We start from the raw sequence: 19419 nt of genomic DNA on the forward strand, positions 1-19419 counted from the left end.
CCGGAAGGAGTCCTCGAATGTCGATTGGTACCGACGCGGAGACCAAGAAGAAGATCATCGCCGAGTACGGCAAGTCCGAGGGCGACACCGGTTCGCCGGAGGTTCAGATCGCGCTGCTCAGCCACCGCATCTCGCACCTGACCGAGCACCTCAAGACGCACAAGCACGACCACCACAGCCGTCGTGGCCTGCTTCTGCTGGTCGGCCAGCGCCGCCGCCTTCTCAACTACCTGCAGAAGACGGAGATCGACCGTTACCGGTCGATCGTCGAGCGCCTCGGCCTCCGCCGCTGATCCCGCGAGCGGTCACCCCACCCGGGGTGGCCGCTCGTAGGCGTATTTGCCCGCATCGACCGTTGGGGTCATGCTGGTTGCAGCACAACTCAATACGTTGAACCACATCACCAGGAGCGACCCGCACCACGTCCGGCCCGGTCCTCGGTAGTGGCCTTCAGGATCTCGACCCGCTCGATCACCGAGCGAGAGATCTGCGGGCCTCGATCGAAGACCGGCCCCGTCTCACTCGAGACAGGCGGGAAGCACTTCGATGCCCCGCCAACGCGAGTGCCCCCGGGCTCAGCAGAGGCGGACGCGCGGATCGCTCCGCGAACAGAATAGGGATTGAACCCTTGTCAGAAATCAACGCGGACGGACCCGTCATCTCCGCAGTCGAAACCGTTATCGACAACGGCAAGTTCGGCACCCGCACCGTCAAGTTCGAGACCGGGCTGCTGGCCCGTCAGGCCGCCGGTTCGGTGACCGCCTACCTCGACGACGACACGATGCTGCTCTCGGCCACCACGGCCGGCAAGCACCCCAAGGACCACTTCGACTTCTTCCCCTTGACGATCGACGTCGAGGAGCGGATGTACGCCGCGGGCCAGATCCCCGGCTCGTTCTTCCGTAGCGAAGGCCGCCCGGGCGAGGACGCGATCCTCACCTGCCGCCTGATCGACCGGCCGCTGCGCCCGACCTTCAAGAAGGGCCTGCGCAACGAGGTCCAGGTCGTCATCACCGTGATGGCCCTGAACCCCGACGCTCCCTACGACGTGCTGGCGATCAACGCCGCGTCGCTCTCCACCCAGCTCTCCGGCCTGCCGTTCTCCGGCCCGGTCGGTGGCGTCCGCGTGGCCCTCATCGAGGGTCAGTGGGTTGCCTTCCCGTCGCACAGCCAGCTCGAGACCGCGGTCTTCGACATGGTCGTCGCCGGTCGGGTCACCGACTCCGGTGACGTCGCGATCATGATGGTCGAGGCCGAGGCCACCGAGGGCGCATGGGTGCTCATCCAGGGCGGCGTCCAGGCGCCGACCGAAGAGGTCGTGGCCCAGGGCCTCGACGCGGCGAAGCCGTTCATCAAGCAGCTCTGCGCCGCCCAGGCCGAGCTCGCCAAGGAAGCCGCCAAGCCGGTCCAGGAGTTCCCGATCTTCCTCGACTACGAGGACGACGCCTACGCGGCCGTCGAGGCCGCTGTGCGCGCCGAGACCGCTGAGGCGCTGACCATCGCGGGCAAGCAGGAGCGCGAGGAGAAGCTCGACGGGATCAAGGCGTCGCTGCTCGAGAAGCTCGCCGAGAGCTTCGAGGGCCGTGAGAAGGAGATCGGCGCAGCGTTCCGCTCGCTGAACAAGCAGCTCGTCCGTGAGCGCGTCCTGCGCGACAAGGTGCGCATCGACGGTCGCGGCCTGGCCGACATCCGTCCGCTGCACGCCGAGGTCGGCGTGATCCCGCGGGTCCACGGTTCGGCGCTGTTCGAGCGCGGCGAGACCCAGATCCTGGGTGTCTCCACGCTCAACATGCTGACCCTCGAGCAGAAGCTCGACACGCTCTCCCCGGAGAAGTCGCGTCGCTACATGCACAAGTACGTCTTCCCGCCGTTCTCCACCGGTGAGACGGGCCGCGTCGGTTCGCCGAAGCGTCGCGAGGTCGGTCACGGTGCGCTCGCGCGCCGCGCCATCCTCCCCGTGCTGCCGACCCGCGAGGAGTTCCCCTACGCGATCCGCCAGCTCTCCGAGGCCATGGGCTCCAACGGCTCCACCTCGATGGGCTCGGTCTGCGCCTCGACGCTGTCGCTGCTGCAGGCAGGTGTCCCGCTCCGGGCCGCCGTCGCCGGTATCGCCATGGGCCTCATCTCCGACGAGGTCGACGGCGAGACGCGCTACGTCGCGCTGACCGACATCCTCGGTGCCGAGGACGCCTTCGGCGACATGGACTTCAAGGTCGCCGGCACCAAGGAGTTCGTGACCGCACTCCAGCTCGACACCAAGCTCGACGGCATCCCCGCCGAGGTCCTGGCCGGTGCGCTGACCCAGGCCCGTGAAGCCCGCCTCGCGATCCTCGAGGTGATGGCCGAGGCCATCGACGCCCCCGACGAGATGTCGGTGCACGCGCCGCGCATCATCAGCGTGCGCGTCCCCGTCGACAAGATCGGCGAGGTCATCGGCCCGAAGGGCAAGGTCATCAACCAGATCCAGGACGACACGGGCGCGAACCTGTCGATCGAGGACGACGGCACGGTCTACATCGGTGCGACCAACGGTGAAGCGGCCGAGGCCGCCCGCGCCATGGTCAACGCGATCGCCAACCCGACCATGCCCGAGGTCGGCGAGCGCTACCTCGGCACCGTCGTCAAGACGACCAACTTCGGTGCGTTCGTCTCGCTGCTCCCGGGCAAGGACGGCCTGCTGCACATCAGCAAGCTCCGTTCGCTGGCCGGTGGCAAGCGCGTCGACGCCGTCGAGGACGTCGTCTCCGTGGGCCAGAAGGTCCAGGTCCAGATCGCCGAGATCGACGACCGCGGCAAGCTCTCGCTGATCCCCGTCGTCGAGGAGGGCGCCTCCGACGAGGCCACCTCGTCCGACGAGGATGCCGCTCCGGCCGAGGACGGCAGCGAAGGCTGAGTGTGACCAGCAGCAACAACCGGGCGACCGGCCAGCAGGGTTCTGCTGGCCGGTCGTCCGTTCCCCAGAAGGTGGGCTCCACCCGCACCCTGCTGACCGTCAAGGACGACGACGGCCAGGTGGTCTCCCGCGTGCGCCGAACCGTCCTGCCCGGCGGCCTGCGCGTGGTGACCGAGCAGATGGCCGGTGTCCGCTCGGCCTGCATCGGCGTCTGGGTCGGCGTCGGCTCGCGCGACGAGACGCCCACCCTCCACGGCGCCTCGCACTTCCTCGAGCACCTGCTCTTCAAGGGCACCCGCGAGCGTTCCGCGATGGACATCTCCGTGGCGCTCGACGCGGTCGGCGGCGAGTTCAACGCGTTCACCGCCAAGGAGTACACCTGCTTCCACGCCCGGGTGCTCGACCACGACCTGCCCCTGGCAGTCGACGTGATCGGCGACATGATCACCAACTCCACGCTGACCTCCGACGACGTCGAGGCCGAGCGCGACGTGATCCTCGACGAGATCGCGATGCACGACGACGACCCCGATGACGTCGTCCACAACCTCTTCGCGGCCCAGGCGTACGGCGACACCCGACTCGGCCGGCCCATTGCCGGCACCGAGGCGTCGATCGACGCGTTGACCCGCACCCAGATCAGCCGCTTCTACAAGAACCACTACCGCGCCGGCAACATGGTGGTGGCGGTCGCGGGCAACCTCGACCACGCCACGGTCGTGCGCCAGGTGCGCACCGCCTTCGGCCGCAACGGCTTCCTGGCCGGCAACGACGTGCCGCGGGCTCCGCTGATCAGCCCCTCGGCCCGCAAGCTGCGTGCCGGCACGATCAGCGCCCACCGGCCCATCGAGCAGGTCAACGTCGTGCTCGGGGTCAACGGCCTCACCCGCAGCGACGAGCGCCGGTTCGCGCTCGGTGTGCTCAACACCGCCCTCGGCGGCGGCACCTCGTCACGGCTCTTCCAGGAGGTGCGCGAACGACGCGGGCTGGCCTACTCGGTCTTCTCGTTCGCCAGCCACCACGCCGACGCGGGCATGGTCGGTGTCTCGGTCGGGTGCCTGCCCGACAAGCTCGACCAGGTGCTCGACGTGGTGCGTGACGAGCTGCGCAAGGTGGCCGCCCACGGCATCACCGCCGAAGAGCTCGACCGCGGCAAGGGACAGCTCCGTGGCGGGCTGGTGCTCGGCCTCGAGGACTCCGGTTCGCGGATGTCGCGCATCGGCAAGGCCGAGCTCGTGCACGACGAGCTGCTCAGCATCGACGAGGTGCTGGCCCGCATCGACGCCGTCACTCTCGACGACGTGCGCATCCTGGCGGCCGAGCTCTTCGCCCAGCCCGAGGTGCTGGCCATCGTCGGGCCGGAGACGGCCGAGGAGCCCGCGCCTACGTCATGAGGTGGGCGGTTCCGGCGCAGGCGACTGCCCAGAGCACGCTGGTGAAGGTGCCGATGATGAAGCGCTCCGCGGCCCCGGGTGTTTCGGTGCGCAGCTCGGGGTAGCGGCCGAGCCCCTTGAGGGCGAGCGTGATCGCGATGCCCTCGGGCCAGCCCGCGACGATCGTGGCGAACACCGCCCCACGCTCGAGGCCGCCGATCCAGGCACCGCCGCGGAGCACCTCGCCGGCCCGCCGCATGGACCCCGACTCCCCGGAGTCGCGGCCGTCGATCAGCGCGAAGACGCTCGAGGTCACCACGCTGCCACCGGCGATCGCGAGAAGTCCGGCCAGCACGACACCTGCCGCGAGGGGTGCGTCGGGCTCGAGCACGGTCGTGTCGCGCACGGCCAGCACCACCGCGGTGAATCCCAGCCCGGCACAGAGTGCGGCGGTGACGAGGTGCAGGCCCGCGGCGCGCAGTCGCCAGCCGGCGACGGCCAGGCCGGTGCCGACGGCCAGGACGGCAAGGAGGACGGCGCTCATCAGTCCTCCTTCATCTCCTCGAGCAGTTGTCGGACCAGCTGGCGGGCACGGTCTCCCTCGGGCAGCCCGGCCGCCCGCGCCCGCTGGGTCACCGCCGACTGGCTGATGCCGAGCCGCTCACCCACGGCCTGGTGGGTGAGCCCCTCGGCGACCAGGTCGGCGACGGCCCAGCCCCGCTCGCTGCGCCGGCCCAGCAGGGCCGCCCACAGCCAGAGGACGCCTTCCAGCTGACCGGCACGGTAGTCGTCGGCACCGACAGCGCAGATCCGTCCGGGGGAGTTCTTGGCCCGGGTCACCGCGGTGCGGGCATGGAGGTACGCAGGCCCGCGCCCGGCCCGGGCAGTCTCGGGGAGGGGCTGTTCGACGGTGCCGATGCCCACACCGATGTTCCAGTGCCCCACGCGCAGCAGCTGTTCGACGACGGTGGCGACCGCGGCGGGGTCGTCGTACACCGCCTGCATCTCGTCCCCGGCGGTGCGTTCGAAGGGGAGCAAGCCGCCGGAGTGGGCCACGACGGCGTCCGGCACCAGGTCGTCATGGGTGCGGCTGTCGCGCTGGTCGACGGTGAGCACGAAGACGGTCATCAGCCCTCCTGGAGGTCCTGTCCTGATCGCAGACTACTTCAGGAAAAAACCTTATGCAAAGACATATCAGGATGCTGGCTTATGTCAGCGACGTCCGAGCAGGCCGACCACGGCCGGGTTCTTGCTCTCGACGACACCGACCCGGAAGCCCGCCTGGACCAGGGCCGCAGAAGCCTTCTCCAGGGCGGTGGGCAGCTGTTCCGGGCGGGCTGCGTCGTAGAAGAGGGCGAGGGTGCCGCCGGTGGAGAGCCGCTCGTGGAGCAACGCCAGCTCGTCCTGGCAGTCGCGCACCCAGAAGAGGTTGACGTTGAACGCGAAGACCTTGTCCAGGCGCTTCACCGGCACCCGGAGGGTGGCCAGGTCGATGTGTCGTACGGCGAGTCGTCCGGAGGTGATGTAGTTCGCGCAGCGTCGCTTGGTGCGGTCGACGCCAGACTCGGAACGGTCTATCGCAAGCAGCTTCCCGGTCTCGAGTCGGCTGCAGATCAGCTCGGCCGCCTGGCCTTGTCCGCACCCGACTTCGAGGACCTGGTCGCCCGGTTGGACATCTATCACGTCCACCGCCCACCGAATTCGCGCGGGGATCGTCTGCAGCACCATGGGGTCAAGCCTGCCACTACCCGTGCCCATTCGTCGCCACCCTCCCCCTGTCGGACATCGCGTCGCGTAGGTTTGCCCCCGTGACAGCGACGAAATTGAGGGTGGGCGTGCTCGGCGCGCGAGGCAAGGTGGGGGCAGAGATCTGCCGGGCGGTCGAGGCTGCCGACGACACCGAACTGGTGGCCGGCATCGACGCCGGTGACGACATCGCGGCCCTGGTCGAGGCCGGGGCGCAGGCCGTCGTCGACTTCACCCACCCCGACGTCGTCATGGACAACCTCGAGTTCTGCATCGACCACGGCATCCATGCCGTCGTCGGCACCACGGGCTTCGACGACCAGCGCCTTGCCCAGCTGGAGACCTGGCTGGCCGCATCGCCCGGCACCGGCGTCCTGATCGCGCCCAACTTCTCGATCGGCGCGATCCTGATGATGCGGTTCGCCGCGGCTGCCGCGCCGTTCTACGAGTCCGTCGAGGTCGTCGAGCTGCACCACCCCGACAAGGCCGACGCGCCCTCGGGCACGGCACGCCGTACGGCGGAACTCATTGCGGCGGCGCGGCGCGAGGCCGGGTCGGCGCCGATGCCCGACGCCACCTCCACCTCGCTCGACGGGGCGCGCGGCGCAGACGTCGACGGTGTCCGCGTGCACGGCCTGCGCATCCGTGGCATGGTCGCGCACCAGGAAGTGATCCTCGGCGGTCCGGGGGAGACCCTGACCATCCGGCACGACTCCATGGACCGGGCCTCGTTCAGTCCCGGCGTGCTGACCGGCCTGCGCGCGATCGCCGGGCGACCCGGACTGACCGTCGGGCTCGAGCACTTCCTCGACCTCGACTGAGCCCTGGACCGGGCCCCGGGTCGGCGTCCGAAGGCCGCTGCGACGAGGCGGCCCGATCTGCGACGGTGCCGTCTGCACCTTTCCGTCCGGTGGAAAGTTGCAACAAATTGCAGGCCGTGAGCCCTTTCGGGTTACCTCTCGGTAATGAAAGGGTCTGCGTTGGGGAGGGAGACCCCGAGATGCACGAAAGGCTCAACCACATGCGAATCACCCCAGCATGGGCAGCGCTCGGCCTGGCCACCCTCGCCACCAGTGTTGCTTTCTCAGTCCCGGCCGGAGCCGAGGCGCCCCAGCCCAAGAAGGACGACGCCGTCGGGGCGCTCAACGCCCACCCCGGCGCTGCCCGCGCGGCCGACGGCCAGGCCTTCCAGGTCGGCCGCACCATCGTCGACGCCGACGGCACGACCCACGTCCGCATGCAGCGGACCTACCACGGGCTGCCCGTGGTCGGTGGCGACCTCGTCGTCCACCAGGCCGCCTCCGGTGACCTGGTCGGCGTGAGCCAGACCCTCCGCACGTCACTCGGGCTCGACGTCACTCCTGTCGTGCCGGCCGCACGCGCCGAAGCACTGTCGTTGACCAGCAAGGCGAGCCGCACGATCAGCAAGGTCAAGCAGCAGGGGAACGCGACCCTGCTCGTCGACGCGACCCTGGCCAACCCGCGCCTGGCCTGGCGGGTGATGAGCTCCGGCCTGCAGGCCGACGGCACGCCCAGCCGCCTCGCGACGTACGTCGACGCGAAGACCGGCAAGGTGCTCCGCACCGAGCAGGAGATCGTCAACGTCGACGGCCACGGCGACACGCTCTACAGCGGCGACGTGACGATCCCGGTGACCCTGTCGGGGTCGACGTACACCCTCACCGACCCGGTGCACGGCAACTCCAAGACCACCGACATGGGCAACAAGGAGGACTCCGTCCTCTGCACCCTGCTCGGCATCGGCTGCACCAACGGCACCGCCATCAACAGTCCCGACAACACGTTCGGCAACGGCACCAACTCAGACCGGCAGAGCGCCGCCGCCGACGCGGTCTACGGCGCCGCGAAGACCTGGGACTACTTCAAGAACGTCCACGGCCGCAACGGCATCTTCGGCAACGGCACGGGTGCCCCGAGCCGGGTCCACTACGGCAACGGCTACGTGAACGCCTTCTGGGACGGCGAGAAGATGACGTACGGCGACGGCGACGGTGTCGAGTTCGGCCCGTTGGTGGCGCTCGACGTGGCCGGTCACGAGATGTCGCACGGCGTCACCGAGCACACCGCCGGCCTGACCTACTCCGGGGAGTCCGGTGGCCTCAACGAGGCGACGTCCGACATCTTCGGCACGATGGTGGAGTTCTACGCCGCCAACTCGGCCGACCCGGGTGACTACTTCATCGGTGAGCAGTTCGACCTGAAGAACCACGCCGGCTTCCGCCGGATGGACAAGCCGAGCAGTGACGGCGCTTCGCAGGACTGCTGGACCACCGGCACGAAGAACCTCGACGTGCACTACTCCTCGGGCGTGGGCAACCACTTCTTCTACCTGCTCGCCGAGGGTTCGGGCGCGAAGACGATCGGCGGCAAGGCGCACAACTCGCCGACCTGCAACGGGTCCACGATCACCGGCATCGGTCGCGACGCGGCCGCCAAGATCTGGTTCCGTGCGCTCGACGTCTACATGACCTCCGGCACGACGTACGCCCAGGCCCGCACCGCCACCCTGAACGCCGCCAAGGACCTCTACGGCCAGGGCAGCGCGCAGTACAACACCGTGGCCGCAGCCTGGAGCGCCGTCTCGGTCGGCTGAGCACACGCCCGGGCTCACTCCCCGGGCAGAACATGTACTCCCCACGGCGAATCTGACGTGGGGAGTACATGTTTCCCCGGTACACCGGGGAAACGTGCAAGGCCCTAGAGGGCGGTGTGCAGTCGGACCTGCTTGACCGTGACGCTGCCGTCGCCGTGCAGGTCGAGCTCGCGGTGCGCAGTGTCCGGCGCCCAGCCGGCACTCTCGAAGAAGGCGCGGTGCGCGTCGTCGGTGGCGTTGACCCAACTGACAGCACGCTGGAACCGGTCGGCCCGCAGCGTGTCGGCGCAGGCCTGGATCAGGCGCGAGCCGTGGCCCTTGCCCAGCTCGTCGGGGTCGACCACGAACTCCGCGACCTCGCCGTCGGCGATCGGGTCGCAGTCCGGGTCCCCGGCAGGGGAGACGACCGCGAATCCGGTGATCCGGTTGCGTTCGAGCGCGACGAGCACACGGTTGCGGGCATCCTTCGGGCGGCCGAGTGACTCGCGCCAGGCGGCGGCCACCTCGTCGGGCGTGAACGCGTCGAGCACGTCAGTGGGCAGCACCCCGTCGTACGCCGTCCGCCAGCCGCGGACCTGCACCCCGGCGATGCCGGGGGCGTCGTCGGCCCAGGCGACACGGACGGACACGTCTGCGGTGGGGGAGCTCATGGGGTCATCGTGTCAGGAGGACTCGTCAATGCCTCGGCTGGACCCCTGTTACACGCAGACACCAGAAATGCGCGCATTTGTAACATGCGCTGTTACCGTGGGTGACGTGTACGGCAACGACTTCACCACCCCCGAGCAGCAGCCGACCCCGGTCACCGCGGACCGTCCTGACGAGCCGGCCTCCTTCCGCGCGCTCCTCGAGACCGACGGCCGGGTGGAGCCCCGCGACGAGATGCCCGAGGGCTACCGCAAGACTCTGGTCCGCCAGATCGCCCAGCACGCGCACTCCGAGATCATCGGCATGCAGCCCGAGGGCAACTGGATCAGCCGGGCACCCAGCCTGCGCCGCAAGGCGATCCTGATGGCGAAGGTGCAGGACGAAGCCGGACACGGGCTCTACCTCTACGCCGCCGCCGAGACGTTGGGCGTCGACCGGGCCGACCTGCTCGACCAGTTGCACAGTGGGCGGCAGAAGTACTCCTCGATCTTCAACTATCCGACCCTGACCTGGGCAGACATCGGCGCGATCGGCTGGCTGGTCGACGGGGCGGCCATCGTCAACCAGGTGCCGCTGTGCCGCTGCTCCTACGGCCCCTACGCGCGCGCCATGGTGCGGGTCTGCAAGGAGGAGTCCTTCCACCAGCGCCAGGGCTTCGAGATCCTGCACACCCTCTCCCACGGCAGCGAGGCCCAGAAGGCGATGGCCCAGGACGCCGTCAACCGCACTTGGTGGCCCAGCCTGATGATGTTCGGGCCTCCCGACGACGATTCCCCCAACTCGGCGCAGTCGATGGCGTGGGGCATCAAGCGCTTCTCGAACGACGACCTGCGCCAGCGGTTCATCGACATGACCGTGCCGCAGGCCGAGGCGCTCGGGCTGACCCTTCCCGACGACGCGATCCGCTGGAACGAGGAGCGCGGCCACTACGACTTCACGCCGGTCGACTTCACCGAGCTCTTCGAGGTCATCCGAGGCAACGGCCCGTGCAACGAGCAACGCCTGTCCCACCGGGTCAAGGCCCACGAGGACGGCGCCTGGGTGCGTGAGGCTGCTGCGGCGTACGCCGACAAGCAGGCCGCGCGCCACGCACAGGAGGGGGCGGCATGAGCCAGGAACCCCTCTGGGAGGTCTTCATCAGGTCCCGCCGCGGCATGTCCCACGTGCACGCCGGGTCCCTGCACGCCGCCGATGCCGAGATGGCCCTGCGCAACGCCCGTGACGTCTACACCCGACGTCAGGAAGGCGTGTCAATCTGGGTGGTCCCGGCCTCGGCGATCGAGGCCAGCAGCCCCGACGAGAAGGACGCGTTCTTCGACCCGGCCGGCGACAAGGTCTACCGCCACCCCACGTTCTACGACGTCCCAGAGGGTGTGCAGCACCTATGAGCACCCCAACGGCCTACGTGCTGGCCCTCGCCGACGACGCGCTCATCTCCTCCCAGCGCCTCGGGTGGTGGATCAGCCGTGCGCCGCAGCTCGAGGAGGACGTGGCGATGGCCAACATCGGGCTCGACCAGCTCGGCCAGGCACGTGCGCTGCTGTCCCTCGCCGGTGCCGCGACCGGCCGCAGCGAGGACGACCTGGCCTACCTCCGCAACGAGCGCGACTTCCGCAACGTGTGCCTCGTCGAGCGCGAGCAGGCCGACTTCGGGGTGGCGATGGCACGGATGCTGGTCTTCAGCACCTGGCAGCACGAGCTCTACTCCGCACTCTCCGGCAGCTCCGACGCGATGCTGGCCGCCATCTCGGCCAAGGCCGTCAAGGAGACCGCCTACCACGTCGACCACGCCACCCACTGGGTGCTGCGGCTCGGCGACGGCACCGACGAGTCGCATGCGCGGATGCAGGCCGCCGTCGACGCCGAGTGGCCGTGGCGCGCCGAGCTGTTCGAGACGGAGTTCCTCGACGACTCACTGGTGGCCGACGGCGTGGCCGTCGATCCCTCCGGGCTGCAAGGACCGGTCGAACAACGCCTGGAGGCAGTGCTCCACCAGGCCACATTGAACGTGCCGGACACGACGTCGGCATACAGCAAGGGGCGGCTCGGGCGCCACACCGAGGCCATGGGATATCTCCTGGCCGAGATGCAACACCTCCACCGCTCGCACCCGGGAGTCAACTGGTGATCACCGCACACACGCAGCACACCGCACACGGAGCTCTTCTCGACCGCCCGCACGGCCGTGCCTGGGCGATCGCCGCCGCCGTCCCCGATCCAGAGCTCCCGGTCGTGACGATCGCCGACCTCGGCATCCTCCGCGACGTGACCGAGCACGACCAGGGGTCGGTGCACGTCCGCATCACCCCGACGTACTCCGGCTGTCCGGCCATGGAGACGATCCGCGAGGACATCGTCGCCGCTCTGACAGGAGCCGGGTTCCTGCACGTCGACGTCGAGTTCGTCCTCGCGCCCGCCTGGACCACCGACTGGATGACCGCCGACGGCCGCCGCAAGCTCGCCGACCACGGCATCGCCCCGCCCGGCCCGCGTGACGTGGTGGGCCTGACCCTGTCCGTGCGCTGCCCGCAGTGCGGCAGCCCGCGGACCCGCGAGAGCAGCCGCTTCGGCTCGACCTCCTGCAAGTCCCTGTGGGTCTGCTCCGAGTGCCGCGAGCCGTTCGACCACTTCAAGGCGATCTGATGCCGGCGCACGCCTCGTTCCATCCCCTGAAGGTGGCGGCCCTCGAGCCGCTGACCGACGATTCGGTCTCGCTCACCTTCGAGGTGCCGGACGAGCTGCGTGACGCCTACACCTGGCTTCCCGGGCAGCACCTCACGATCAACTGCGAGGACGGCGTACGCCGCAGCTACTCGATCTGTACGTCGCCCTCCACCGGCACGTTGAAGGTCGGCATCAAGCGGCTCGCCGACGGTGCCTTCTCGGGCGCCGTGCTCGACCGGCTGCAGGTGGGCGACACCCTCGAGGTGATGACCCCGGCCGGCCGGTTCACCCCGGCGGGCAGCGACGAGCCACGCACCTACGCGGCGATCGCGGCCGGCTCGGGCATCACCCCGGTGCTCTCGATCGTGACAGCCCTGCTGGAGTCTGAGCCGGGCGCCGCGGTCACGCTGGTCTACGCCAACCGCGACCACCGCTCGGTGATGTTCCTCGACGAGATCCACGACCTCAAGGACCGTTTCCTGACCCGCTTCCGCGTGGTGCACGTGCTCTCCCGCGAGGAGCAGGAGGTCGAGCTGCTCTCCGGCCGGCTCGACGCCGATCGCCTGCACCGGCTGCTCGACCGGGTCGTGCCCGCCAAGGAGGTCGACGAGTGGTTCCTCTGCGGGCCGCACGCGATGGTCACCGAGCTGCGCGACGAGCTCGCGAGAGCAGGCGCCGAGACGGTGCACACCGAGCTCTTCCATGCCGACCCCGTGCCGCGCTCGCGTGCCGCGGAGGAGTCCTCCGGCACCGGTGAGACGTCGCGGGTGACGGTGCGCCTCGACGGTCGCAGCTCGACGTTCGACCTCGCCGGGGGCGGAGTGCCCGTGCTGGAGGCGGCGTTGAAGGTGCGCTCCGATGCGCCGTTCGCGTGCCGCGGGGGAGTCTGCGGCACCTGCCGCGCCAAGGTCGTCACCGGCACGGTGACCATGGACACCAACTGGGCGCTGGAGCAGGACGAGGTCGACCGGGGCTACGTGCTGACCTGCCAGTCGCACCCCACCTCGCCCGAGTTGGTCCTCGACTACGACGCCTGAGCCGCCTGGCCGACCATCGGCACCCGGCCCGGATGGGCCAGCGCGACCGCACCGCCGATCGCGAGCGCGAACCCGGCGGCGACCGCCGGCCACCAGCCGGGTCGTACGCCGTCACCGAGCAACGCCACGCCGACCAGGGCCGGCACCAGTGTCTCGGACACGATCAGGGCCGCCGTCGACGTCGTCACGGCCACGCCTTCGAGCGAGACCGAGTAGAGCCAGAACGCGACCGCGCCCAGGGTGGGCACCGCCAGGGCGACCGTGATCACCTCGGGCGAGATCGACCCGGTGACGCCGCGGACGGCGATCGCCGAGCCGGCGTACCCGCAACCGGCAACGAGGCCGAGCAGCACCATGCGCGTGTGTCCGCCGCGGCGCAGGAGCCACAGCCCGACAGCCGTGCAAGCCACGACCATGGCCCAGGAGACTCCGGGAAGGAGCCAGCCGCTGGTCGTCTCGCCCGGTGCGCCGGCGCCCGCGGCCACCACTCCGATGCCGACGGTCACCGCCGCGACCGCGCCCCAGCCGAACGCTCCGAGCGGCTCGTGCAGCCGGTGCGCGGAGATGATCGCGGTGACCGGCATCGACAGCGAGATCGTGGCCTGCGCCAGGTAGAGGGGAAGCGTCCAGATGGCCACGGCGTGCAGCACGAAACCGGCCAGATAGGCCCCGATCACCAGCAACAGCAGGGGAGTGGTCAGGGCCATGCCCACGAATGCGACGGCCGACCGGGTCTCGGCCTCGTGGTCGCGCACGGCCATCGCCTGCCAGACCGCGGCCACGCCGAAGAGCGCAGCCGAGACCAGGGCGGCAGTGAGGCCGATCGCCACCTCGAGCTCAGCTGTAGTGCTCGGGGAGGGCCTGCCCGATCTTCACCTGCGGCTTGGGGAGCCGAAGGAAGCGCATGTTGACCGACCGCATCACGGCGTACCAGGTGACGCCCTTGAGCGACTCGTCGGGGAACCGCTCGACCACCTGCTTGCGGACCCGGTGGCGCATCCAGAGGATGTCGAGGACGACCAGCACCAGCGTGGTGAACCACAGCGAGTTGGCCAGGGCCATGCCCCCGGAGCCGAAGAGGCCGTAGCCCATGATCATGATGATGATCAGCATCGGCGCCAGCAGCTCGGAGAACCCGATGCGGGAGTCGACGAAGTCGCGGATGAACCGCTTCACCGGTCCGCGGTCGCGCGGGGGCAGGTTCTTCTCGTCGCCGGACCTCAGCGCTGCGCGCACATTGCGGCTGGACTCGACGCGGAGCTCGCGCTGGCGACGGGCCTGGGCCTTGCGGTCCTTGGGGAGCTTGGCCCGCGCCCGGGCGGCCGCCTCTGCCTCCTTGCGCGTGGGAGTGGGACGGCCCTTGGAGCCGGGACGGGACTCGGGCGACTCGGGGGAGTCGGGCGAGTCCTTGGAGCTACGACGGAACAACGGGGCTGCCTTCGGCGAGTGGTTTGCGGTGACCTGCCCAGACTACCGGCACCCCGTCCCTCGCCCACGCTTGTGTTTGGGCCTAGGGTTGAGCGGAAAGCACTCGACCATCACCGTCAGGTCGCCCCAGGCGACGAGCAGACCCAGAGGGGGCCGCATCCGATGAGCCTTTGGAAGCGTTTCACGTTGATCTTCCGATCCAAGGCCAACAGCGCACTCGACCGCGCCGAGGACCCGCGCCAGACGCTGGACTACAGCTACCAGCGCCAGCTCGAGCTCCTCTCGAAGGTGCGCCGAGGTGTCGCCGACGTGGCCACCAGCCGCAAGCGTGTCGAGCTGCAGGTCAACCAACTCGAGCAGCAGCAGGCCAAGCTCCAGACCCAGGCGCAGAAGTCCCTCGACATGGGTCGCGAGGACCTCGCCCGCGAGGCGCTGACCCGCAAGTCGGCCCTCAACGGCCAGATCACCGACCTCAAGACGCAGCACGCCAACCTCCAGGGCGAGGAGGAGAAGCTGACGCTCGCGCAGCAGCGGCTCCAGGCCAAGATCGAGTCCTTCCGCACCCGCAAGGAGACGATCAAGGCCAACTACACCGCTGCCGAGGCCCAGACCAAGATCAACGAGGCACTCTCCGGCATCGGTGAGGAGATGGGCGACGTCGGCATGGCGATCCAGCGTGCCGAGGACAAGACGGCCAACATGCAGGCCCGCGCCGGCGCGATCGACGAGCTCATCGCCAGCGGTGCCCTCGACGACGTGTCCAACCCGGGCGGCAACGACGACATCGCCCGCGAGCTCGACGCGATGAGCTCGCAGGCCGACGTCGAGTCCGAGCTCGCCGCGCTCAAGGGTGGCGGTGCTCCACAGGCCATCGACGCTCCCGACCAGGGTGCGATCCTCGAGCCCGAGACGCAGAAGGTCGAAGGCACCAACGAGGCCCAGTCATGATCGTCCGCATCCTGGGCGAGGGCCAGTACGACGTCTCAGACAACGCCGTCGACCGCCTCAACGCGCTCGACGCCCAGGTCGAGGCCGCGGTCGAGGCCGACGACACCGACGCGTTCACCGCTGCCCTCGCCGAGCTGTTGGGCGTCGTACGCACGGTCGGCGTTCCTCACGACGCGGAGGCGATCGACGTCTCCGACGTGGTGCTCCCGCCGGCCGACGCCACCCTCGAGGAAGTGCGCGAGCAGCTCTCCGACGACGGCTTGATCCCCGGCTGAGAAGACTCCCGTGGCGCACTCTCGTTTCATCAAGGACCGTGGTCTCACCGCACGGATGACCCTGACCATGTTCCTGCTCGGTGCCCTGTTCGTGGCGTTCATGGTCACGCTGATGGCGGTGGCCGGAGGGTCGGGCAACTCCGGCCTGATCCCGATCATCGGCATCGTGGGCCTCGGCATCGCGTTCTACCAGTGGTGGAGCTCGGACAAGGTGGCGATGCGGGCGATGCGGGCCCGTGAGGTCTCTCCCGAGGAGGCCCCGGAGCTGCACGGCATGATCGACCGGCTCTGTGCCATGGCCGACATGCCCAAGCCCCGGGTCGGGATCGCCGACATGGACATCCCCAACGCCTTCGCGACCGGACGCTCACCCAACCGGTCGGTCGTGTGCGTCACCACGGGCATCCTGCGCACGCTCAACGCCGAAGAGCTCGAGGGTGTCCTCGCCCACGAGCTCTCCCACGTGGCCCACCGCGACGTCCTGGTGATGACCGTGGCCTCGTCCGCGGGCATCGTGGCCGGCATGCTCACCCAGTCCGCTCAGTACGGCGGGCTGTCGCTCCTCGGCGGCCGGGGTCGCAACAACAACAACGGCGCGCTGCCGGCGTACCTCATCGCGCTGGTGGTCAGCCTGGTCGTCTACGCAGTCAGCTTCGTGCTGACCCGCATGCTCTCCCGCTATCGCGAGCTGTGTGCGGACCGTGCCGGCGCCTACCTGACCATGAAGCCGGCCGCGCTGGCCTCGGCGCTGCAGAAGATCACCGGCGAGATGTCCGCCATCCCGCAGAAGGACCTGCGTTCCTCGAGCGCGATGAACGCGTTCTTCATCGCCCCGGCGATCAGCGGTGTGTCGCTCAAGACCCTGACCTCGACCCACCCGCCGCTCGAGCAGCGCCTCCAGCAGCTCGCCAAGATCCAGGCCGAGCTCGGCCGCCCGATGGGCTGACATGGGGCTCTGGAACTCGATCCTCGGTCGTTCGAAGACGACCAAGGCGCAGCTCGACGCGCTGTTCATGGTGCCCTCGGCGGCGATCACCTTGCAGACCGCGGCCGGGCTCACTCCGACCGGCAGTGGCTCGGTCTGCTTCCGCGGGGCCACCGGTGCCGCGTTCGCGCAGACCCAGGCCGACATCGTCGCGCTGCTCAACGACAATCCCGATGCCCCCGACGTCGAGGTCACCCAGGACTCCTTCGGGTTCACCTGGCTGGTCGCCCAGCGCGACCCCCAGGACACCGCGGGCCTGTGCACCGACCTGCACGCGGTGAACACCATCCTCGAGGAGCAGGGCTTCGGCAGCGGGCTGCTGTGCTCGCTGATCGCGTTCGCCGACGCCTCGGGCCGCAGGGCCGGCCTGGTCTACCTCTACAAGCAGGGCACGTTCTACCCGTTCGCTCCCGAGCCGGGCTCTGGTGGCGACGGCTCGGGCCAGCAGCGGCGCGACAACCTGCTCGAGATCCAGATCCGCGACCAGCTCGCCGCCGAGCTGCCGATGGAGCAGGACCTCCAGCGCTGGCTCGCCGTCTGGGGCGCCCCCGGCCTCTAGCCGCACAACCGCATCAACAACCCACGGTTCGCGGACCTTGATGCGCGAACCGTGGGTTCTTGCGCTTCGAACCGTGGATCGTTGCGCCGTTCTGACCGATGTCGTCCGCGAACTGACCCGGCCCACTAGGGTTACGCCCACATCAACGGGGAAAGGTGGACCGCGTGATCGCGTTCCTTCTCATCGGTGCCGTCGGCATCGCGCTCTTGCTGTTCTCGCTGATCGTCGGCGACCTCCTCGACGGGCTGCTCGACTTCGGGGGTGACCTGTTCTCGGGTGCCGCGATGGCGGGGTTCCTGGGTGCCTTCGGGTTCGGGGGAGCCATCTCCTACGCGCAGAGCGACAACATGGGCCTCTCCATCGGCGTCGGCCTGGTGGCCGGTCTCGTCGTCGGAGCCGGCGCCGGTTGGGCGTCGTACCAGCTGAAGCAGGGCGGCGACGAGGCGAACGTCCGCACGGGTGACCTCACCGGCCAGCCGGCCACGGTCATCAGCGCGATCCCCGAGAACGGGTACGGCGAGGTGAGCATCGTGGCGTCGGGCCACATCACCAAGCTCAACGCCCGCTCGGAGGCCCCACTGGCAGCAGGTACGCCGGTCACGATCACGGCAGTCCTCTCCGCCACCTCGGTGCTCGTCGAGCGCCGGGGCTGAACACCACCACTCCACCCGAGCCAGGAGCTCCTGTATGTCCCCGATCCTGCTTGCCGTCGTCGGCATCATCGTCCTCGTCGTCCTTCTGGGCGCCCTGATCACCACCCGCTACAAGGTGGCCGGCCCCAACGAGGCCTTCATCGTCACCGGTCGCAAGGGCAAGGCGGTGAAGAACCCCGAGACCGGCCAGGTCTCCACCGACCTGTCCGGCCAGAAGGTCGTGATGGGTGGCGGTGTCTTCGTGATCCCGTTCGTGCAGAAGGCACACACCCTCGACCTCTCGTCGCGTCGCCTTTTCGTGCAGATCAAGGGCGCCATCTCGGGGCAGGGCGTCAAGCTCAACCTCGAGGGCGTTGCGATCGTCAAGGTCGGTGGCAACGAGGACTCCATCCGTGCCGCGGCCCAGCGCTTCCTCACCCAGCAGCAGGAGATCGAGACCTTCACGCAGGAGACCCTCGCCGGTTCGCTGCGCTCCATCGTCGGGTCCCTGTCGGTCGAGCAGATCATCCGCGACCGGGCCGCGTTCGCGCAGCGCGTCGCCGACGAGTCCGAGACCTCGCTGACCGGCCAGGGCCTGGTGCTCGACACGTTCCAGATCCAGGACATCACCGACGACGGCTCCTACCTCGCCGACCTCGGCCGGCCCGAGGCCGCCAAGCTGAACCAGGTCGCCTCCATCGCCGAGGCCGAGGCCCGCCAGGCTGCCGAGCAGGCCAGGCTGGCCGCCGAGCAGGAGATCGCCATCGCCCAGCGCCAGCTGGCCCTCCAGACCGCCGAGATCAAGGCCGAGACCGACGCCGCCAGTGCCCAGGCCGCGGCCGCCGGCCCGTTGGCCCAGGCCGATCGCGACCAGGCGATCCTCGCCGAGCAGGAGAAGGTCGCCGTCCGCCAGGCCGCCCTGAAGGAGCGCCAGCTCGACACCGAGGTCCGCAAGCCCGCCGACGCCGAGCGCTACCGCGTGGAGACCGAGGCCGAGGGTCGTCGCAACTCCCAGGTCTTCGACGCCGACGCCGCCAAGGTCGCCGCGATCGCCAAGGCCGAGGCAGAGGCCGAGCGCGACCGCCTGACGGGTGTCGGTGAGAAGTCACGTCGTGAGGCACTGGCCGAGGCCGAGGCCATCGAGGGTGCCAAGCGCGGTGAGGCCGAGAAGGCCCGCCGTATCGCCGAGGCCGACGCACTACGCGCCGAAGGTGACGCCCAGGCCGCATCGACCCTCGCGATCGGCAACGCCGAGGCCGAGGCTATGAACAAGAAGGCCGAGGCGTTCGCGCAGTACAACGACGCTGCCGTCCTGCAGATGCTGATCGAGATCCTGCCCAAGGTCGCGCACGAGGTCGCCGCGCCCATGGCCGCGATCGACAAGCTGACCGTGATCTCCACCGACGGCGCCGGCGAGCTGCCCAAGCAGGTCACCAACAACATCTTCCAGACCATGGAGCTGTTGAAGAACACCACCGGTGTCGACCTGCAGAACATGCTCGAAGGGTTCGCCGATCGCGGTGCCGGCCTCCGCGCCGAGCGCAACGGTGGGCCCGGCCAGGCCGTCGTACCCGCCGACGAGGCCTGATCCCGCAGCACTGACGCACTCGGTCCCGG

22 protein-coding genes are annotated in these 19419 nt (G+C 69.4%); 16 read left to right on the forward strand and 6 right to left on the reverse strand.

Translation table 11 applies throughout. The features are described 5' to 3' along the window. The first annotated feature begins 17 nt into the window (after positions 1-17). The 3 genes from rpsO (at position 18) to ASH02_RS08780 (ending at position 4287) form a co-directional block, all read left to right on the forward strand. Positions 18-293, forward strand: coding sequence for a 30S ribosomal protein S15 (gene rpsO / locus ASH02_RS08770; protein WP_056676478.1), 276 nt, complete (start codon positions 18-20; stop codon positions 291-293). Between the two features lie 344 nt (positions 294-637). Further along, positions 638-2893, forward strand: coding sequence for a polyribonucleotide nucleotidyltransferase (locus ASH02_RS08775; protein ID WP_056679148.1), 2256 nt, complete (start codon positions 638-640; stop codon positions 2891-2893). 2 nt (positions 2894-2895) lie between these two features. After that, positions 2896-4287 carry a M16 family metallopeptidase gene (locus ASH02_RS08780; protein WP_056676481.1) on the forward strand — a complete coding sequence of 464 codons (1392 nt, stop codon included), beginning with the start codon at positions 2896-2898 and terminating at the stop codon, positions 4285-4287. Here ASH02_RS08780 and ASH02_RS08785 read toward each other — a convergent pair. The 3 genes from ASH02_RS08785 to ASH02_RS08795 all read right to left on the reverse strand — a co-directional run bounded on the left by ASH02_RS08785 (position 4277) and on the right by ASH02_RS08795 (position 5994). Continuing rightward, positions 4277-4810 (reverse strand): hypothetical protein, encoded by a 534-nt coding sequence (locus ASH02_RS08785; protein WP_057294605.1) that lies wholly within the window; start codon positions 4808-4810, stop codon positions 4277-4279. The genes ASH02_RS08780 and ASH02_RS08785 overlap by 11 nt on opposite strands. Then, positions 4810-5394 (reverse strand): hypothetical protein, encoded by a 585-nt coding sequence (locus tag ASH02_RS08790; protein ID WP_057294606.1) that lies wholly within the window; start codon positions 5392-5394, stop codon positions 4810-4812. Before ASH02_RS08790 ends, ASH02_RS08785 begins: the two co-directional genes overlap by 1 nt. 84 nt (positions 5395-5478) lie before the next feature. Further along, the gene (locus tag ASH02_RS08795; RefSeq protein ID WP_056676488.1) at positions 5479-5994 is read right to left on the reverse strand and encodes a class I SAM-dependent methyltransferase; all 516 of its coding nucleotides are present in this window, start codon (positions 5992-5994) and stop codon (positions 5479-5481) included. A gap of 95 nt (positions 5995-6089) precedes the next feature. On the opposite strand from ASH02_RS08795, the gene dapB reads away from it, so the two are divergent. Further along, positions 6090-6833 carry a 4-hydroxy-tetrahydrodipicolinate reductase gene (gene dapB / locus ASH02_RS08800; protein ID WP_200950054.1) on the forward strand — a complete coding sequence of 248 codons (744 nt, stop codon included), beginning with the start codon at positions 6090-6092 and terminating at the stop codon, positions 6831-6833. A gap of 200 nt (positions 6834-7033) precedes the next feature. Further along, complete coding sequence (locus tag ASH02_RS08805) at positions 7034-8626, forward strand: M4 family metallopeptidase (RefSeq protein WP_235539016.1); 1593 nt, start codon at positions 7034-7036, stop codon at positions 8624-8626. A 104-nt stretch (positions 8627-8730) separates the two neighbouring features. On the opposite strand, the gene ASH02_RS08810 is transcribed toward ASH02_RS08805, so the two are convergent. Then, positions 8731-9276: a GNAT family N-acetyltransferase gene (locus ASH02_RS08810; protein WP_057294608.1), complete on the reverse strand. Its 546-nt coding sequence runs from the start codon at positions 9274-9276 to the stop codon at positions 8731-8733. Positions 9277-9373: 97 nt separating this feature from the next. On the opposite strand from ASH02_RS08810, the gene paaA reads away from it, so the two are divergent. The 5 genes from paaA to paaE are packed head-to-tail and all read left to right on the forward strand — an operon-like array spanning position 9374 to position 12975. Next, on the forward strand, positions 9374-10384 hold the full coding sequence (gene paaA, locus ASH02_RS08815; RefSeq protein WP_235539017.1) for a 1,2-phenylacetyl-CoA epoxidase subunit PaaA: 1011 nt from the start codon (positions 9374-9376) through the stop codon (positions 10382-10384). Then, positions 10381-10662, forward strand: a complete 282-nt coding sequence (gene paaB / locus ASH02_RS08820; RefSeq protein WP_056676499.1) for a 1,2-phenylacetyl-CoA epoxidase subunit PaaB — start codon at positions 10381-10383, stop codon at positions 10660-10662. Before paaA ends, paaB begins: the two co-directional genes overlap by 4 nt. Then, entirely contained in the window at positions 10659-11402 is a 744-nt protein-coding gene (paaC, locus tag ASH02_RS08825) for a 1,2-phenylacetyl-CoA epoxidase subunit PaaC (RefSeq protein ID WP_056676502.1), read from the forward strand. The genes paaB and paaC overlap by 4 nt, the downstream gene beginning before the upstream one ends. Continuing rightward, on the forward strand, positions 11399-11917 hold the full coding sequence (gene paaD / locus ASH02_RS08830) for a 1,2-phenylacetyl-CoA epoxidase subunit PaaD (protein WP_235530024.1): 519 nt from the start codon (positions 11399-11401) through the stop codon (positions 11915-11917). The genes paaC and paaD overlap by 4 nt, the downstream gene beginning before the upstream one ends. After that, complete coding sequence (gene paaE / locus ASH02_RS08835; RefSeq protein WP_056676504.1) at positions 11917-12975, forward strand: 1,2-phenylacetyl-CoA epoxidase subunit PaaE; 1059 nt, start codon at positions 11917-11919, stop codon at positions 12973-12975. Before paaD ends, paaE begins: the two co-directional genes overlap by 1 nt. Here the strand turns inward: paaE and ASH02_RS08840 are convergent. Next, the gene (locus ASH02_RS08840) at positions 12963-13805 is read right to left on the reverse strand and encodes a hypothetical protein (RefSeq protein WP_056676507.1); all 843 of its coding nucleotides are present in this window, start codon (positions 13803-13805) and stop codon (positions 12963-12965) included. The two genes, paaE and ASH02_RS08840, sit on opposite strands and share 13 nt — an antisense overlap. Positions 13806-13812: 7 nt before the next feature. Further along, positions 13813-14403 carry a DUF3043 domain-containing protein gene (locus tag ASH02_RS08845; RefSeq protein WP_056676510.1) on the reverse strand — a complete coding sequence of 197 codons (591 nt, stop codon included), beginning with the start codon at positions 14401-14403 and terminating at the stop codon, positions 13813-13815. A gap of 162 nt (positions 14404-14565) precedes the next feature. Here ASH02_RS08845 and ASH02_RS08850 point away from each other — a divergent pair, with 162 nt between their 5' ends. From ASH02_RS08850 to ASH02_RS08875, 6 genes are all read left to right on the forward strand, one after another. Continuing rightward, positions 14566-15351 (forward strand): PspA/IM30 family protein, encoded by a 786-nt coding sequence (locus ASH02_RS08850; RefSeq protein WP_056676513.1) that lies wholly within the window; start codon positions 14566-14568, stop codon positions 15349-15351. After that, positions 15348-15626 (forward strand): PspA-associated protein PspAA, encoded by a 279-nt coding sequence (pspAA, locus tag ASH02_RS08855; protein ID WP_056676517.1) that lies wholly within the window; start codon positions 15348-15350, stop codon positions 15624-15626. Before ASH02_RS08850 ends, pspAA begins: the two co-directional genes overlap by 4 nt. Positions 15627-15636: 10 nt before the next feature. Further along, positions 15637-16572, forward strand: a complete 936-nt coding sequence (gene htpX / locus ASH02_RS08860) for a zinc metalloprotease HtpX (protein WP_082563511.1) — start codon at positions 15637-15639, stop codon at positions 16570-16572. 1 nt (position 16573) lies between these two features. Then, positions 16574-17170 (forward strand): PspA-associated protein PspAB, encoded by a 597-nt coding sequence (pspAB, locus tag ASH02_RS08865; RefSeq protein WP_056676519.1) that lies wholly within the window; start codon positions 16574-16576, stop codon positions 17168-17170. Between the two features lie 164 nt (positions 17171-17334). Beyond that, complete coding sequence (locus ASH02_RS08870) at positions 17335-17823, forward strand: NfeD family protein (protein WP_057294609.1); 489 nt, start codon at positions 17335-17337, stop codon at positions 17821-17823. Between the two features lie 34 nt (positions 17824-17857). Further along, positions 17858-19390 carry a flotillin family protein gene (locus tag ASH02_RS08875; RefSeq protein ID WP_057294610.1) on the forward strand — a complete coding sequence of 511 codons (1533 nt, stop codon included), beginning with the start codon at positions 17858-17860 and terminating at the stop codon, positions 19388-19390. Positions 19391-19419: the final 29 nt, after the last annotated feature.

The sequence above is a fragment of the Nocardioides sp. Soil796 genome (assembly GCF_001429525.1).
GTDB lineage: Bacteria > Actinomycetota > Actinomycetes > Propionibacteriales > Nocardioidaceae > Nocardioides.

Excerpts from the sequence above, each read along its gene's own strand:
- rpsO (WP_056676478.1), top strand. The coding sequence starts at position 18 with ATGTCGATTGGTACCGACGCGGAGACCAAGAAGAAGATCATCGCCGAG.
- ASH02_RS08785 (WP_057294605.1), bottom strand. The coding sequence starts at position 4,810 with ATGAGCGCCGTCCTCCTTGCCGTCCTGGCCGTCGGCACCGGCCTGGCC.
- ASH02_RS08790 (WP_057294606.1), bottom strand. The coding sequence starts at position 5,394 with ATGACCGTCTTCGTGCTCACCGTCGACCAGCGCGACAGCCGCACCCAT.
- ASH02_RS08795 (WP_056676488.1), bottom strand. The coding sequence starts at position 5,994 with ATGGTGCTGCAGACGATCCCCGCGCGAATTCGGTGGGCGGTGGACGTG.
- ASH02_RS08805 (WP_235539016.1), top strand. The coding sequence starts at position 7,034 with ATGCGAATCACCCCAGCATGGGCAGCGCTCGGCCTGGCCACCCTCGCC.
- ASH02_RS08810 (WP_057294608.1), bottom strand. The coding sequence starts at position 9,276 with ATGAGCTCCCCCACCGCAGACGTGTCCGTCCGTGTCGCCTGGGCCGAC.
- paaB (WP_056676499.1), top strand. The coding sequence starts at position 10,381 with ATGAGCCAGGAACCCCTCTGGGAGGTCTTCATCAGGTCCCGCCGCGGC.
- paaC (WP_056676502.1), top strand. The coding sequence starts at position 10,659 with ATGAGCACCCCAACGGCCTACGTGCTGGCCCTCGCCGACGACGCGCTC.
- paaE (WP_056676504.1), top strand. The coding sequence starts at position 11,917 with ATGCCGGCGCACGCCTCGTTCCATCCCCTGAAGGTGGCGGCCCTCGAG.
- ASH02_RS08850 (WP_056676513.1), top strand. The coding sequence starts at position 14,566 with ATGAGCCTTTGGAAGCGTTTCACGTTGATCTTCCGATCCAAGGCCAAC.
- pspAA (WP_056676517.1), top strand. The coding sequence starts at position 15,348 with ATGATCGTCCGCATCCTGGGCGAGGGCCAGTACGACGTCTCAGACAAC.
- pspAB (WP_056676519.1), top strand. The coding sequence starts at position 16,574 with ATGGGGCTCTGGAACTCGATCCTCGGTCGTTCGAAGACGACCAAGGCG.
- ASH02_RS08875 (WP_057294610.1), top strand. The coding sequence starts at position 17,858 with ATGTCCCCGATCCTGCTTGCCGTCGTCGGCATCATCGTCCTCGTCGTC.